Annotated in this window: 14 protein-coding genes; 6 read left to right on the forward strand and 8 right to left on the reverse strand. The window is 68.0% G+C overall.

The genetic code is table 11. The features are described 5' to 3' along the window. The first annotated feature begins 4 nt into the window (after positions 1–4). Complete coding sequence (locus tag AC3A3Q_RS11380) at positions 5–319, forward strand: EF-hand domain-containing protein (RefSeq protein WP_487586364.1); 315 nt, start codon at positions 5–7, stop codon at positions 317–319. Positions 320–397: 78 nt separating this feature from the next. Beyond that, positions 398–1,546, forward strand: coding sequence for an SDR family oxidoreductase (locus tag AC3A3Q_RS11385; protein WP_487586365.1), 1,149 nt, complete (start codon positions 398–400; stop codon positions 1,544–1,546). A gap of 78 nt (positions 1,547–1,624) precedes the next feature. Here AC3A3Q_RS11385 and AC3A3Q_RS11390 read toward each other — a convergent pair whose 3' ends face one another. Genes AC3A3Q_RS11390 through purM form a run of 4 tightly spaced genes read right to left on the reverse strand, consistent with a single transcriptional unit; the run spans position 1,625 to position 4,799 of the window. Next, on the reverse strand, positions 1,625–2,329 hold the full coding sequence (locus AC3A3Q_RS11390) for a DUF3108 domain-containing protein (RefSeq protein WP_487586366.1): 705 nt from the start codon (positions 2,327–2,329) through the stop codon (positions 1,625–1,627). Continuing rightward, positions 2,329–3,036: a DUF3108 domain-containing protein gene (locus AC3A3Q_RS11395; RefSeq protein ID WP_487586367.1), complete on the reverse strand. Its 708-nt coding sequence runs from the start codon at positions 3,034–3,036 to the stop codon at positions 2,329–2,331. Before AC3A3Q_RS11395 ends, AC3A3Q_RS11390 begins: the two co-directional genes overlap by 1 nt. Positions 3,037–3,067: 31 nt before the next feature. Further along, positions 3,068–3,745: a phosphoribosylglycinamide formyltransferase gene (gene purN, locus AC3A3Q_RS11400; protein WP_487586368.1), complete on the reverse strand. Its 678-nt coding sequence runs from the start codon at positions 3,743–3,745 to the stop codon at positions 3,068–3,070. 7 nt (positions 3,746–3,752) lie between these two features. Then, positions 3,753–4,799, reverse strand: coding sequence for a phosphoribosylformylglycinamidine cyclo-ligase (purM, locus tag AC3A3Q_RS11405; protein ID WP_487586369.1), 1,047 nt, complete (start codon positions 4,797–4,799; stop codon positions 3,753–3,755). Between the two features lie 184 nt (positions 4,800–4,983). Between purM and AC3A3Q_RS11410 the strand changes: the two genes are divergently transcribed. The 3 genes from AC3A3Q_RS11410 to hda are packed head-to-tail and all read left to right on the forward strand — an operon-like array spanning position 4,984 to position 7,974. Next, complete coding sequence (locus AC3A3Q_RS11410; RefSeq protein ID WP_487586370.1) at positions 4,984–6,081, forward strand: DUF2066 domain-containing protein; 1,098 nt, start codon at positions 4,984–4,986, stop codon at positions 6,079–6,081. 17 nt (positions 6,082–6,098) lie between these two features. Then, complete coding sequence (locus tag AC3A3Q_RS11415) at positions 6,099–7,244, forward strand: AI-2E family transporter (RefSeq protein WP_487586371.1); 1,146 nt, start codon at positions 6,099–6,101, stop codon at positions 7,242–7,244. A 28-nt stretch (positions 7,245–7,272) separates the two neighbouring features. Beyond that, the gene (gene hda, locus AC3A3Q_RS11420) at positions 7,273–7,974 is read left to right on the forward strand and encodes a DnaA regulatory inactivator Hda (protein WP_487586372.1); all 702 of its coding nucleotides are present in this window, start codon (positions 7,273–7,275) and stop codon (positions 7,972–7,974) included. 60 nt (positions 7,975–8,034) lie between these two features. Here hda and murU read toward each other — a convergent pair whose 3' ends face one another. The 4 genes from murU to cysG form a co-directional block, all read right to left on the reverse strand. Continuing rightward, a complete protein-coding gene (gene murU, locus AC3A3Q_RS11425; protein WP_487586373.1) occupies positions 8,035–8,736 on the reverse strand; it encodes an N-acetylmuramate alpha-1-phosphate uridylyltransferase MurU in 702 nt (233 codons plus the stop codon). Continuing rightward, the gene (locus AC3A3Q_RS11430) at positions 8,733–9,740 is read right to left on the reverse strand and encodes an aminoglycoside phosphotransferase family protein (protein ID WP_487586374.1); all 1,008 of its coding nucleotides are present in this window, start codon (positions 9,738–9,740) and stop codon (positions 8,733–8,735) included. The genes murU and AC3A3Q_RS11430 overlap by 4 nt, the downstream gene beginning before the upstream one ends. A gap of 133 nt (positions 9,741–9,873) precedes the next feature. Continuing rightward, complete coding sequence (gene cysK, locus AC3A3Q_RS11435) at positions 9,874–10,854, reverse strand: cysteine synthase A (RefSeq protein ID WP_487586375.1); 981 nt, start codon at positions 10,852–10,854, stop codon at positions 9,874–9,876. A 58-nt stretch (positions 10,855–10,912) separates the two neighbouring features. After that, the gene (gene cysG, locus AC3A3Q_RS11440) at positions 10,913–12,337 is read right to left on the reverse strand and encodes a siroheme synthase CysG (protein ID WP_487586376.1); all 1,425 of its coding nucleotides are present in this window, start codon (positions 12,335–12,337) and stop codon (positions 10,913–10,915) included. Positions 12,338–12,525: 188 nt separating this feature from the next. On the opposite strand from cysG, the gene AC3A3Q_RS11445 reads away from it, so the two are divergent. Continuing rightward, a complete protein-coding gene (locus AC3A3Q_RS11445; protein WP_487586377.1) occupies positions 12,526–13,509 on the forward strand; it encodes a LysR family transcriptional regulator in 984 nt (327 codons plus the stop codon). Positions 13,510–13,629: the final 120 nt, after the last annotated feature.

Genomic DNA, 13,629 nt, shown 5'->3' on the forward strand with positions numbered 1-13,629 from the left:
CGCCGTGATCCTCGCGCGCGGCAAGTTCACGATCCGACGCAAGGCCCTGCTGGGCCTGGTGCTGGTGCTGCTGGCCATCGTGGCCTGGTTGCACTTCACCGGCTCGGCGGCCACGCGCGGGCTCGAGCGCAAGCAGATGGACTGGGACAACAACGGCCAGGTCACGATGAGCGAGATGCTGCAATCGCTCTATGCGGTGAAGGTGGAGATCACCCACGAAGGCGCGCGCGAGTGCCGTGCCTACTCGTGGCGCGGTTCGACGGAAACCCTGCGGGTGGATTGCCGCACTACGATGCAGCCGGCGGCGCCGAAACCCTGACAAGGACCCGTGCCGCATTGCACATGCATTCGGTTCGCGGTGTGGTAAGAATCGCGCCGACCCGCCAGGAATCCTTGCATGACCACCACCCGTCGTGACCTGCTCAAGTTCGGCGCACTCGCCGCTGCCTCCGCCGCTCTTCCGAACTGGGCCTGGGCGAAATCGTCGAAACCGGTTGAGCGCGCGGCCAAGCCGCTGAACATCCTCATCCTCGGCGGCACCGGTTTCACCGGTCCGTTCCAGGTGAACTACGCGCTGGCACGCGGGCACAAGGTGACCCTGTTCAATCGAGGCAAGCGTCCGTCGCCGGAATGGCCGGGCGAAGTCGAGCAGCTCTTCGGCGACCGCAACACCGGCGACCTCAAGTCGCTGCAGGGGCGCAAGTGGGATGTGTGCATCGACAACCCCACCAGCCTGCCGTTCTGGGTGCGCGATGCCGGCAACGTGCTCAAGGGCAACGTCGGCCATTACCTCTTCATTTCCACCATCTCGGTCTACGCCGATGGCAGCAAGCCGGGCATCACCGAGGACGCGCCGCTGGCGGTGTACGAAGGCAAGGATGCGATGGCCGAAACGCAGGAGTCGCTGCGTGCCGACATCGAGCATCTGTACGGCCCGCTGAAGGCGTTGAGCGAGGCCGAGGCGCACAAGCAGTTCGGTGAGCGGGTGACAATCGTGCGTCCCGGCTACATCGTCGGTCCGCGCGATGAAACCGATCGCTTCACCTATTGGCCGCATCGCGTAGCCCAGGGTGGCGAGATGCTGGTGCCTGGGGACGGTTCCGATCCGGTGCAGATCATCGATGGTCGCGATCTTGGCGAGTGGATGATCCGCCTCGCCGAGGCGGGCACGCTGGGCACGTTCAATGCGGTTGGCCCGGCCAAGCCGCTCAGCACGACCGCCATGCTCAAGGGTTGCGAGCGCGTCACCGGCAAGGAGCCGACCTACACGCATGTGTCGCCGGAATTCCTCGAGGAGCAGAAGGTCGAGCTGCCGATCTGGGTTTCGTCGAAGAGCGGTCCGTACGCGGGCTATGGCGCTGTCAGCAATGCGCGCGCGATCGGTGCCGGTCTCACCTACCGCCCGTTCGATACCACCGTGACCGATCTGCTTGCCTGGTTCCGCAGCCAGCCGGCCGAGCGTCAGGCGACCCTGCGTGCGGGCATCACGCGCGAGCAGGAAACGACGCTGCTGAAGGCGTGGCACGCCAAGGGCGCAAAGGCGTGAGGTAGCAGACGTCGGTCTGGCGTCATCCCCGCGAAGGCGGGGACCCGGTGACGTTGCCCGCGGTGCGGTGATTCGTTATCAGCGCACCGACTGCACGCGCAGGTCGATCGCGTCCTGGCCCTTGTCGCGCTGCAGGATCCGCGCCGGCACCGGCATGTTGTCGACGATCCAGGCGATGGTCTGCTTCTCGCCATGGCTGGCCATGACCTTGGTCGCCTGCACCGGCTTGCCGTCGACGGTGATCTGTTCCTTGCCGGCGACGGTGTAGTTGAGCTGCTTGACGCGCCCGTCCTCGACCATGCGGTAGCTCATCGGCTTGCCGGCGGCCAGGTCGCGCACGACCGCCAGGTTGATCAGCAGCGCATCGAGGTCGCCGCTCTGCAGCTTGATCGGGCCGGCGCGTTCGGGCTTGACGTCGCCGGTCCAGCTGGCGACTCCGCGACCCCAGTCGTAGGTGGCGTTCTTGGTCTTGCCCTTGCCCAGTACCTTGGTGCTGTCGGTGCCCGACAGCGGTCGCCATTGCCCGCCGTTCTCCTCGAACACGGTGGTCTGGCGCACATCGGCGAGCGGCGCGGTGACCGCCAGGCTGTACTTCCAGCGGTTGGCGCCGTCGGCGGCGAGGGTCATGCGGCCGGTGCCGACCACGCCCATGTAGCTGGCCTGGTAGTCGGCGGTGAAGGGCTTGATCGCCAGCGCGGGCATGCTCGCGGTCGCCAGGAGCGCGGCGACGAACATGCCCTGCAAACGCGGACGGGTAAAAGTGGTGGTCTGCTTGGCGGCCATCACTGGGCTCCTCTGTAGTCGACCAGGCGCAGGTCGAAGGTGTCTTCGCCGTTCTCACGCTGCAGGATGCGCACCGGCGTGGGGACGCCATCGACGACCCACACCACGGTTTCCTCGTTGCCCTGCACGCGCGCGACGCGCATCGCATTGAAACTCATGCCATCGACGGAGACGCTCTCCAGATCGTTGGCGACTGCATAGCGGTGGTCGCGGGCGCGGCCGTTGTCGACGAAGCGGTAGTCGAGCGTGCGTCCGGGCTGCGCATCGCGAATGATGGCCAGGTTGATCAGCAGGCCACTCATGTCGCCATCGCGCAGCGGCACGGGCGCCTGCCGGGTTTTCTTGACGTCACCTGTCCAGCGCGCCGAGTGGTTGCCCCAGTCGTAGCTGCCGGTGATCTGCTTGCCGACGAAAAGCGCCTTGCGCACCGTGCTCTGGCTGAGCGGGCGATAGGTATCGCCGACCGTATCGAACACCGTGCTCTGCTGCGCGTTGACCCCGGCCAGGCCCATCAGGCCGCGGGTGCCGCGCATGTTCAGATCGATGCGCCAACGCCCGGCATCCGGCACGACCTGCATCGTCGCCTCTCCCAACGCCTTGCCGGCGTTGAAGACCTGATAGTCGGCAACGAACGATTCCAGTGCCAGCGCGGGTGCGGAAACCGCCATGCAGGGCAACAGGATCAGGACACGCAGGAGTGGCTTCATCAAACCTTCGATGGGGGGCGGACCGGAATTCTCAGACTGCCACGGAATCCGGGTCGTCGGGAACATGCAAAACACCGGCGGAATCTAAGCGTAGTGCCGTAAACAGCGGATGACCGTCGAGGGTAATGGTTGTCCCGTGTTCAGCCAGCCGGCCCGCCGCGGCCAGGCGCAGCACCGCCACCAGCAGCGGGTGTTCGACCGCCAGCACGCGCGTGGCCAGGGCCTCGGCATCGTCGTCGGCGCGCACCGGGACCACCGCCTGCGCGATCACCGCGCCTGCATCGAGTTCCGGGATGACGAAGTGGACGCTGGCACCGTGCTCGCGCTGGCCGTCTGCAATGGCGCGCGCATGCGTTCGCAGGCCCGGGTAGCGGGGCAGCAGCGAGGGGTGGATGTTGAGCAGGCGGCCGCGGAAGCGGCTGACGAAAGCGTCGCCGAGGATGCGCATGTAGCCCGCGCAGACCACCCAGTCCGGCTGGCACGCCGCGACGGCGTCGGCGAGGTCGGCGTCGAAGGCTTCCCGGCTGGGGAAGGTCCTGGCGTCGGCGCTCCAGCGAAGCGCAGGGGCGACGCGTTGCAGCGCCGTCGCCGAAGGTTTGTCGGAGAACACGCCGACGATCTCGGCCGGCAGTTCTCCGGCCGAGATCGCATCGATGATGGCCTGCAGGTTGCTGCCCCGGCCCGAGGCCAGCACCGCGATGCGTTGCATGGGTGGCTCAGCCGATGTGCACGCGCTCGCCGTCGCCGGCCTTGACCACTTCGCCGATCGGGCGATGGCTCAGGCCCAGACGGTCGAGGTCGGCGCTGACTGCGGCGACATCGCCCGGGGCGACCACCAGCACGAAGCCGACGCCACAGTTGAACGTGCGCCACATGTCGTCGTTGGGCACCGCGCCTTCGCGCTGCAGCCACTCGAACACCGGCGGCAGGACAATGCTGGAGGCCTCGATCTGCAGGCCCAGGCCATCGGGGATCACGCGGATGATGTTCTCGGTCAGGCCGCCACCGGTGATGTGCGCCATCGCATGCAGGTCGTGCTTGCCGAGCAGTTCCAGGATCGGCTTGACGTACAGCGCGGTCGGCGCCATCAGCGCGTCGATCAGCTTGACCCCGCCCAGGTCGAGGTCGGCCGGGCGACCGGCGCGGTCATAGATCTTGCGCACCAGCGAGTAGCCGTTGGAATGCGGGCCGCTGGAGGCGATGCCGAGCAGCACGTCGCCCTGGCGCACCTTGGCGCCATCGAGCAGCTTGGACTTCTCGACCGCGGCGACGCAGAAACCGGCCAGGTCGTATTCGCCCGGCGGGTACATGTCAGGCATCTCGGCCGTTTCACCGCCGATCAGCGCGCAACCGGACATTTCGCAGCCCTTGGCGATACCGCCGACCACGGCCACGGTGGTGTCGACGTCGAGCTTGCCGGTGGCGAAGTAATCGAGGAAGAACAGCGGTTCCGCACCTTGCACCAGCACGTCGTTGACGCACATGCCGACCAGGTCGATGCCGATGGTGTCGTGGCGGTTCAGCTGCTGGGCCAGCTTGAGCTTGGTGCCGACGCCGTCGGTGCCCGAGACCAGCACTGGCTCCTTGTACTTGCCCGACAGGTCGAACAGGGCGCCGAAGCCGCCCAGGCCACCCATCACCTCGGGACGGAAGCTGCGCTTGACCAGCGGCTTGATGCGTTCGACGACCTCGTTGCCCGCGTCGATGTCGACGCCGGCATCGCGGTAAGTGATCGTGGTGGGGCTGGGGGGAGTGCTGGACACGGGCGGCCTCGGCGGTCGCGGGATATGAAGCGGCGATTTTACCAGCCGTGACGCCTTCGAATGGACGTCAAGACGCCACTGCGGCACCATTTCCGCTCAATACGCACCACCAGGGATTGCGATGGTTCGGGTAATTGGCACGGAAACACGCTCTACAAGCGGCGCAACAGGCATGCTGGGCCGCATGACGATCCATACGAATGTCCCCTCCAGGGCCCTGGGCCTCGCATTTGCGCTGCTGCTGGCACTGCTGACCAGCTTTGGCGCCGCTGCGCAGCGCGTGGAAGGCGATCGCGCCCGCGCCGAAGGCATCTATGCCACCGAAGTGCAGGTCAATGGCCAGGGCGAGGGCGAGCGCAACTCAGCCTTTGCCCGCGGGCTGGCCTCGGTGCTGGGCAAGCTGTCCGGCGATCGCGGCGCGGCCTCGCGCCCCGGCGTGGGCCAGGAGCTGCGCCAGGCCAAGACCTACGTCGAGAGCTACGACTACCGCCAGGACGAGGGCCTGGGCCCGACCGGCGCACCGAGCTTCCGCACCACCCTGGTGATCAAGTACGACGAGGAAGCGGTCAACGAGCTGGCCGCCACGCTGGGCATCCCGGTCTGGCCGCAGCCGCGCCCCAAGCCGGTGCTGTGGCTGGCGATCGACGACGGCAGCGGCCCGCGCCTGGTCGGCCTGCCGCAGGTGAACGCGGCCCGGCCTGCCCTGAATCGCGCCACCGAGCGCGGTTACAAGCTCGGCCTGCCGACGGGCAACGCCGCCGAGCAGGCCGCCGTGGGCGCGATCTGGCGCGGTGACAGCGCCGCGGTCGCGCGCGCTTCGGCCCGCTACAGCCCGCCGATGCAGCTGATCGGCAAGCTTTACCGCGACACCACCGCCGGCTGGAAGGCCGACTGGACCTTCGTCGACGGCGGCAAGGTGCTGTCGAACTGGTCGCAGACCGGCACCGACCCGCGCCAGCTGATGGCCAACGGCGCCGACGGCGCCGCCGATGCGTTGATGAAGCGCTATGCCAAGCGCGTGACCGCCGGCCAGCCCGGCAGCTACCGCGTGACCTTCACCGGCATCGACAGCAGCGACGACTTCATCCGCCTGGCCGGTTACCTGCAGAAGCTGTCGGTCGTGCGCCGCATCACGCCGACGCGGGCGACGCCGCTGGGCCTGGAATACGACCTGGAACTGGTCAGTGGCCTGCCGGGCTTCAACCGCATGCTGGTGCGCGATGACGTGGTCGAGGTGATGGAAGGCCTCGAAGGACAGCCGCCGGTTTACCGGCTGCGTTGATTACGACAAGGGACACCATGCAAACGCAATCACTGGACGAGATCGCGCTGTTCCTGCGCCGGCTGCAATGGACCGCGCTAGGCCTGGGCGCGTGCTGGCTGGTGTGGTTGCTGGCGCCGATCCTGTCGCCATTCGCCTTTGCCCTGATCCTGGCCTGGCTGGGCGATCCGCTGGTCGACCGGATCGAGCGTTCCGGCCGCTCGCGCAACACCGCCGTCGCGCTGGTGTTCACGATGATGGCGCTGCTGGTGCTGGCCGGGCTGCTGATCCTGGTGCCATTGCTCGAGCGCCAGATCACCACCCTGGTTGCCTCGCTGCCGAAGTATCGCGACTGGCTGATGGTGACGGCGCTGCCGTGGGTCGAGCGCCGCACCGGTTTCGAGATCACCGACTCGCTCGACTTCACCCACTTCGCCCAGCTGGTCCGCGAGAACTGGGACCAGGCCGGCGGAGTCGCGACCACGATGCTGGGTTACCTGTCGCGCTCGGGTTCGGCGGTGCTGGCGATGGTCGCCAACATCGCGCTGCTGCCGGTGATCGCGTTCTTCTTCCTGCGCGACTGGGACCTGCTGGTCGACCGCGTCGCTTCGCTGGTTCCGCGCAACCACCTGCCCACGGTGGCGCGACTGGCGCGCGAGTCGAGCGACGTGCTCGGCGCATTCCTGCGCGGCCAGTTCCTGGTGATGCTGGTGCTCGGCGTGATGTATGGCCTGGGCCTGTGGGCGGTCGGACTGGACCTGGGAATCCTGATCGGCCTGATCGCCGGCCTGCTGACCTTCGTGCCTTACCTGGGCCCTGCCAGCGGCATCATCCTGGGCGTGATCGCGGCGCTGGTGCAGTACGGCGACTGGCAGCACGTGGCCGGCGTGCTGGTCGTGTTCGGCATCGGCCAGGTGATCGAGAGCTACGTGCTGACGCCCAAGCTCGTCGGCGACCGCATCGGGCTGCACCCGGTCGCGGTGATCTTCGCCGTGCTCGCCGGCGGCCAGTTGTTCGGTTTCCTCGGCATGCTGCTGGCATTGCCGGTGGCCGCGGTGGTCAACGTGCTGCTGCGCTACGCGCAGGAGCGCTATCGGCACAGCAAGCTGTATGTCGGTGAAAGCGCGCCCGACCCATTGGCCGATCCGCACCTGGCGCCGACGCTGGAAGACAGGCAAGAGTGATTGGAAATCCAGTTGTGAGAGGCCCGCAGTGAGCGTTCCGCAGTTGCCGCTGACGTTGCGTTATCCGCCCGACCAGCGACTCGACACGTTCGTGCATGCGCCCGCGGGCACCGTGGAGCAGTTGCATGCGCTGGCGACGGGCGCGGCTGCCGTGCGCACCGACAATGTCTATCTCGCCGGTCCGTCGGGCGTCGGCAAGACTCATCTGTTGCTGGCGACGTGCGCGGCGACCGAAGCAGCGGGGCGCCGTGCCGCCTACCTGCCGCTGGTTGCCGCGGCCGGCCGCCTGCGCGACGCGCTGGAGGCGCTGGAAGGCAACGACCTGATAGCGATCGACGGTCTGGAAGTCATCGCCGGCAACCGTGACGATGAAGTCGCCCTGTTCGACGCGCACAACCGTGCGCGCGCTGCCGGCGTGGCGCTGGTCTATGCCGCGCGCGACATTCCCGATGCGATCGGGCTGGGCCTGCCGGACCTGCGCTCGCGCCTGGGTCAGTGCACCCGTATCACGCTGGCACCGCTGGATGACGAAGGCCGGCGCGAAGTACTGCGCCAGCGTGCGCAGCGGCGCGGGCTGGTGCTGGAAGAGGCTGCGCTGGACTGGTTGCTCAAGCGCGTCGGTCGCGACCTGGGCGGCCTGACCGCATTGCTCGATCGCCTCGATCGCGCATCACTGGCGGCGCAGCGGCGGATCACCGTGCCGTTCCTGCGGCAGACGCTCGGAAGCTGAAACCCTCTCCCCTTGCGGGAGAGGGACAGGCCGCCATAGGCGGCCAGGGAGAGGGCGCTCCTAGCCGCCCAGCTGCGCGTCCAGCGCAGCCAACCGCTCCGGCGTACCCACATCGGTCCAGCGATCACGGTGATGTTCACCGCTGATCAGGCCGTCGGGCATCGCCTTCTTCAGGATGGGCGCAAGCCGGAAGCGAGGCGGTTGCTCACCGACGCCCGGTTCGGCTGCAACCGCATCGCGCCAGTTCGCGAGCAATGCAGGCCGATAGATTCCCAGTCCTGCATACGTAAGCAGATTCGGACCATCGGCGCGGACGTGGCCGCTGTCATCGAGCGCGAAGTCACCGTTGGTGGCATGGCGGGGACGGTCGACCATCACCAGGTGGGCGAGGCCTGCCGGTTCGCGCGGCAGGCGGGCGAAGTCGTAGTCAGTCCAGATGTCGCCGTTGACCAGCAGGAAGGGTTCGTCGCCCAGCAATGGCAGCGCATGCAGCATGCCGCCGCCAGTCTCCAGCGGCGTGGTGCCTTCGTAGGAATAGTGCAGGCGCAAACCCCAGCGGCTTCCGTCGCCCAGCGCCTGCGGGAACTGGTCCGCCAGCCAGCTGGTATTGATCACCACGTCGCGCACACCCATCGCGGCGAGCTTCTCGAGATGCCAGACGATCAGCGGCTTGCCACCGGCGACCAGCAACGGCTTGGGCGTGTGATTGGTCAACGGACGCATGCGTTCGCCAAGACCGGCGGCGAATATCAATGCCTTCATGCGCCCACTCCCGCCATGGCCGGACGGATGCGCGAATCGAGCAGGTCACGCAAGGGCGACAACTCCGGATAACGCGGCAGCACTTCGTCGAGATAGGCGATGAAGCGCGGCGCGTCGTCGATGTAGTGCGACTTGCCATCGCGATGGTGCAGGCGGGCGAAGATGCCGAGGATCTTGAGATGGCGCTGGATGCCGAGCCAGTCGGCGTCGCGGCGGAACTGCTCCAGCGGCGGCACCGGTACCCCGGCCGCGAGCGCACGCGCGTGGTACTGCGCCAGCCATTCGTCGACGCGCGCCAGCGGCCAGCTCAGGAAGGCATCCTTGAACAGACTGACGGCGTCGTACGCGACCGGGCCGCTGACGCAATCCTGGAAGTCGAGCACCGCGGGGCCATCCGGTACCGGCATCAGGTTGCGCGGCATGTAGTCGCGATGCGTCAGCACGCGCGCCTGCGACAGTGCGTTGTCCATCAGCCGGCGCTGCACCAGTTGCAGGCGCTCGGCGTCGCCGCAGTCGAGCTCGATGCCCAGGTGCCGGCGCAGGAACCATTCCTCGAACAAGCCGGCATCGCGCTGCAGCAGTGCCTCGCCGAATTCGCCCATGCCCGGCGGCGGCGCGATCGCCTGCAGCTTCAGCAGCTGCGAGATGGCCGCCGCGAAGTGCGCATCGGCGCTGTCGTCGTCGATGACCTTGGCGAGCGTCGGGCCGCCGAGGTCTTCCATCAGCAGGAAGCCGGCCTCGACGTCTTCGACCAGCACCTTCGGTACGCGCACGCCGCCGCCTTCGAGCAGGGTGCGCATGCGCAGCCACGGACGGACGTCTTCGAGGTCCGGCGGAGAATCCATGACGATGCGCGTGCCGGCGGCGGTGCTGGCGCGCCAATAACTGCGGAAGCCGGCATCGACCGAGGCGCGTTGCAGCAACAGATTGGGGTCGCCACTCGCGGCGCGCGCCCAGGCCAGGCGCGCGGATTCGCGATCGGATGAATCGGGTACTACGGCCATGCATTCTCCGGGCGGCGAAAGCCGCATGCGCACAGCGTAACGGGCCGCTGCGCGCGGGGGAATGCAGCTTCAAATCCCTCCCCCCTCGCGGGGGAGGGACAGGCCGCCAAAGGCGGCCAGGGAGAGGGGGGCCTCAGGCCGCGACAGCCTCCTTGCCTTCCAGCTCGTCCAGCCACTCGTCATCCGAGCCTTCGGCCACGCCCTCGAACAGGAACGTCGAGAGGTAGCGCTCACCGGTGTCGGGCAACACCGCCAGCAGGACCGAGCCTTCAGGCGCGCGCTCGGCGACCTTCAATGCCGCCGCGACCGTGGCACCGGCGGAGATGCCGACGAACACGCCTTCCTCGGCGGCCAGGCGCCTGGCGGTGTCGCGCGCCAGCACGTCGTCGACCGGGAGCACCTCGTCGGCGATCGTGCGACTGAGCACCTGCGGCAGGAAGTCCGGCGTCCAGCCCTGGATCTTGTGCGGCTGCCAGGTGTCGCCCGACAGCAATGCCGCGCCCGCCGGTTCGCTGGCGATGACCTTCAGGTCCGGGCGCGCGAGCTTGAGGACTTCGCCGGCGCCGGTGATCGTGCCACCGGTGCCCCAGCCACTGACGAAGTAGTCCAGGCGCTTGCCGGCGAAGTCGCGAAGGATCTCCGGGCCGGTCGTGCTGCGGTGGTAGGCCGGGTTGGCTTCGTTCTCGAACTGGCGGGCGAGGAACCAGCCATGCTTCTGCGCCAGTTCGGCCGCTCGGCGCACCATGCCGCTGCCGCGCTCGGCGGCGGGAGTGAGGATGACCTTGGCGCCATACGCGCGCATCAGCTTGCGCCGTTCCACCGAGAACGTTTCGGTCATCACCGCCACGAACGGATAACCGCGCGCCGCCGCCACCAGCGCCAGGGCGATGCCGGTGTTGCCTGAGGTCGCTTCGACTATCGTCTGCCCGGGCTTGAGCAGGCCCTTGCGCTCTGCGTCGAGCACGATCGCCAGCGCGAGACGGTCCTTCACCGATCCGCCGGGATTGAACGACTCGACCTTGGCGTAGAGCGTGACGTGCGCCGGTGCGATGCGGTGCAGGCGGACGATCGGCGTGCTGCCGATGGTGTCGAGGATGCTGTCGTAGAGGGCCATGGGGTTGCTCCTGTGAAACCAGTCCAGTGAAATCGGAGGGGGTGGCGGCGCGCAGGAATCAGGCCGCCAATGCCAGCGCTGTGTCGCCGAGGGGCGCTTGCCCGAACCAGTGCAGCTTTCCGGCCAGCGCGGCGACTTCGCCGATGATCAGCAGAGCCGGCGACTGCACTTCGTAATGTCGTGCCCGCTCGGCCAGGTCGGCCAGCGTGCCTGTCACCACGCGCTGCTCCGGCCGGGATCCGTTCTCGATCAGCGCGAACGGCGTGGACGCCGCGCGACCGTGCGCAATCAGGCGGTCACGCAAGCCATCCAGACCTGCCACGCCCATGTAGACCGCAAGCGTCTGGCGTTCCAGCGCGAGCGATTGCCAGTCGAGCGTATCGAGCGATTCCTTGCAGTGCGCGGTGACCAGTCGCACCGACTGCGCGTGCTCGCGGTGGGTGAGCGGCACACCGGCATAGGCCGCGCACGCGAGCGCCGCGGTGATGCCGGGCACGACTTCGAAATCGATGCCGTCGGCCTGCAGCACTTCGAGTTCTTCGCCGCCGCGTCCGAACACAAAAGGATCACCGCCCTTGAGCCGCACCACGCGCTTGCCGGCGCGCGCGTGCTCCAGCATCAGCGCGTGGATCTGCTGCTGGGTAGTGTGGTGATTGCCGGCCTGCTTGCCCACTTCGATCCGCTGCGCGTCGCGACGCACCAGTTGCAGGACTTCCTTGCTGACCAGGCGGTCGTGCAGGATCACGTCGGCCTCGTTGAGCACGCGCAGGGCGCGCAGCGTCAGCAGGCCGGGGTCGCCGGGGCCTGCGCCGACCAGTGCGACCGATCCGCGTGAACCGGCCTCATTGCTTTCGCTCAACGCCGCGCTGAACTCGCGTTCGGCGGCCAACTTGCGCCGTTGTCGCAGCAGGCCTGGCAGCGGGCCGGACAGCAGGCGGTCGAAGAATCGTCGGCGCTGCCCCAGTTGCGGGAACCGGGCGCGGATGCGTGAGCGCTCGCGACCAAGTAGCTCGGCCAACGCACCTACGGATTCATCGAGTTCCGATTCCAGTTTCTCGCGCAGATGGCGGGCGAGCATCGGCGCGCCACCGCCGCTGGAAATGGCGACCTGCAGCGGGCCGCGTTCGATGCGTGCCGGGATCTGCACGCTGGACGCATCGGCATCGTCGACCACGTTCACCCAGATGCGCCTGGCATTGCCGGCCTCGGCGACGGCGCGGTTGACCGCGTCGTCGTCGGTCGCCGCGATGGCCAGCCAGGCGCCATCGAGCCAGTGCGCCTGGAAGGATCCGGCAAGGTGCTCGATCCGGCCCTCGGCGACATGGCGGGCGAGGGCGTCGTTCAGTGTCGGAGCGCCGAGACGGACCCGGCCACCGGCCTCGAGCAGGGCCTCGGCCTTGCGCTGGGCCACGGTTCCGCCGCCGACCACCAGCACGTCACGGCCGCGCAGGTCGGCAAATACGGGAAACAGTGGACTGGCCATGGGGTCGAATGCGGGATGGAGCGGCGATACCGTGAACCTACCCACGCCCCCGCGGTGGCGGAAATGACGGCGCCGTCTGGCGGTATGCCGTTTCGGAATGATGGCCCCGGTGCTGGACAGCGGGTCCGCGCCGGGGTAGTTTCTTTCCATCCCTCCATTCGCATCGAGCGATATATAGCCGCTCCGCCATGACCCTCACCCAGCTGCGCTACCTCGTTGCCATCGCCGACTCCGGGCTCAACATCACCCTGGCGGCCGAGCGCGTGCATGCGACCCAGCCGGGCCTGTCCAAGCAGCTCAAGCAGCTTGAGGACGAGCTCGGCTTCCAGCTGTTCACGCGCAAGGGCCGAAGCCTGGAAGCGATTGCTCCGGCCGGCGAGCGCGTGCTGATGCACGCCCGCCGCATCCTCGAGGAAGCCAGCAACATCCGCGCCTACGCCGCCAACGAACGCGGGCAGCACAGCGGACGGCTGGTCCTGGCGACCACGCACACGCAGGCCCGCTTCGTGCTGCCGGAAGTGATCGCGGCCGTGAAGCGCGAATTCCCCCAGGTCAGCGTTCACCTGCAGGCGGCCGCCGATGGCGAAGTGCTCGAGCAGCTTGCGCGTGGTGAAGCCGACCTGGCGGTCATCAGCACCGCAGGCAGTGAACCCGAAGGCGGAGTCGCGGTGCCGCTGTTCCGCTGGCGCCGCGTCGTGCTGGTGCCACTGACGCATCCGCTGGCCAAACTCGAACGCGCGCCGACTCTGGCCGAACTGGCCGCGCATCCGCTGATCAGCTACGAATCATCGACCAAGCCCGAGTCTTCACTGCATCGCACCTTCGCTGCCGCGGGACTTGAGCCGCAACTGGCCATGACCGCGCGCGACGCCGACCTGATCAAGACCTACGTGCGTGCCGGCCTCGGCGTCGGCGTGCTGGCGGAGATGGCGGTGGGCGTGCGCGACACCGACCTGAAGGCGCTGCCGGCGCCGGATGCTTTGCCCGAGTGCATCACCTGGGCGGTGATTCCACGTGCCCGCGTGCTGCGTGAGTACGCGCTGGCGCTGATGCACGGCGTCGCACCGCAACTGGACCGCCGCGACCTGCGGCGCGTGCTGGAAGGCAACCTGGAACCGAGCTGGCCACAGGCGCCGGCATGGCGCGAGCTCAGCCAGCCGATCACGACCTGATCGTCGTTCACCGTCGTCCCGGCGAACGCCGGGACCCAGGCCCTCAACCCATCAGCCCCATCACCGTCATCCCGGCGAACGCCGGGATCCATTTTGATCTTGCAGCTGCTGCCAGGCGGT

The organism is Lysobacter sp. Soil_C_59, from assembly GCF_057656415.1.

Excerpts from the sequence above, each read along its gene's own strand:
- AC3A3Q_RS11415 (WP_487586371.1), top strand. The coding sequence starts at position 6,099 with ATGCAAACGCAATCACTGGACGAGATCGCGCTGTTCCTGCGCCGGCTG.
- cysK (WP_487586375.1), bottom strand. The coding sequence starts at position 10,854 with ATGGCCCTCTACGACAGCATCCTCGACACCATCGGCAGCACGCCGATC.
- purN (WP_487586368.1), bottom strand. The coding sequence starts at position 3,745 with ATGCAACGCATCGCGGTGCTGGCCTCGGGCCGGGGCAGCAACCTGCAG.
- cysG (WP_487586376.1), bottom strand. The coding sequence starts at position 12,337 with ATGGCCAGTCCACTGTTTCCCGTATTTGCCGACCTGCGCGGCCGTGAC.
- AC3A3Q_RS11385 (WP_487586365.1), top strand. The coding sequence starts at position 398 with ATGACCACCACCCGTCGTGACCTGCTCAAGTTCGGCGCACTCGCCGCT.
- murU (WP_487586373.1), bottom strand. The coding sequence starts at position 8,736 with ATGAAGGCATTGATATTCGCCGCCGGTCTTGGCGAACGCATGCGTCCG.
- AC3A3Q_RS11395 (WP_487586367.1), bottom strand. The coding sequence starts at position 3,036 with ATGAAGCCACTCCTGCGTGTCCTGATCCTGTTGCCCTGCATGGCGGTT.
- AC3A3Q_RS11390 (WP_487586366.1), bottom strand. The coding sequence starts at position 2,329 with ATGGCCGCCAAGCAGACCACCACTTTTACCCGTCCGCGTTTGCAGGGC.
- AC3A3Q_RS11410 (WP_487586370.1), top strand. The coding sequence starts at position 4,984 with ATGACGATCCATACGAATGTCCCCTCCAGGGCCCTGGGCCTCGCATTT.
- AC3A3Q_RS11430 (WP_487586374.1), bottom strand. The coding sequence starts at position 9,740 with ATGGCCGTAGTACCCGATTCATCCGATCGCGAATCCGCGCGCCTGGCC.
- AC3A3Q_RS11445 (WP_487586377.1), top strand. The coding sequence starts at position 12,526 with ATGACCCTCACCCAGCTGCGCTACCTCGTTGCCATCGCCGACTCCGGG.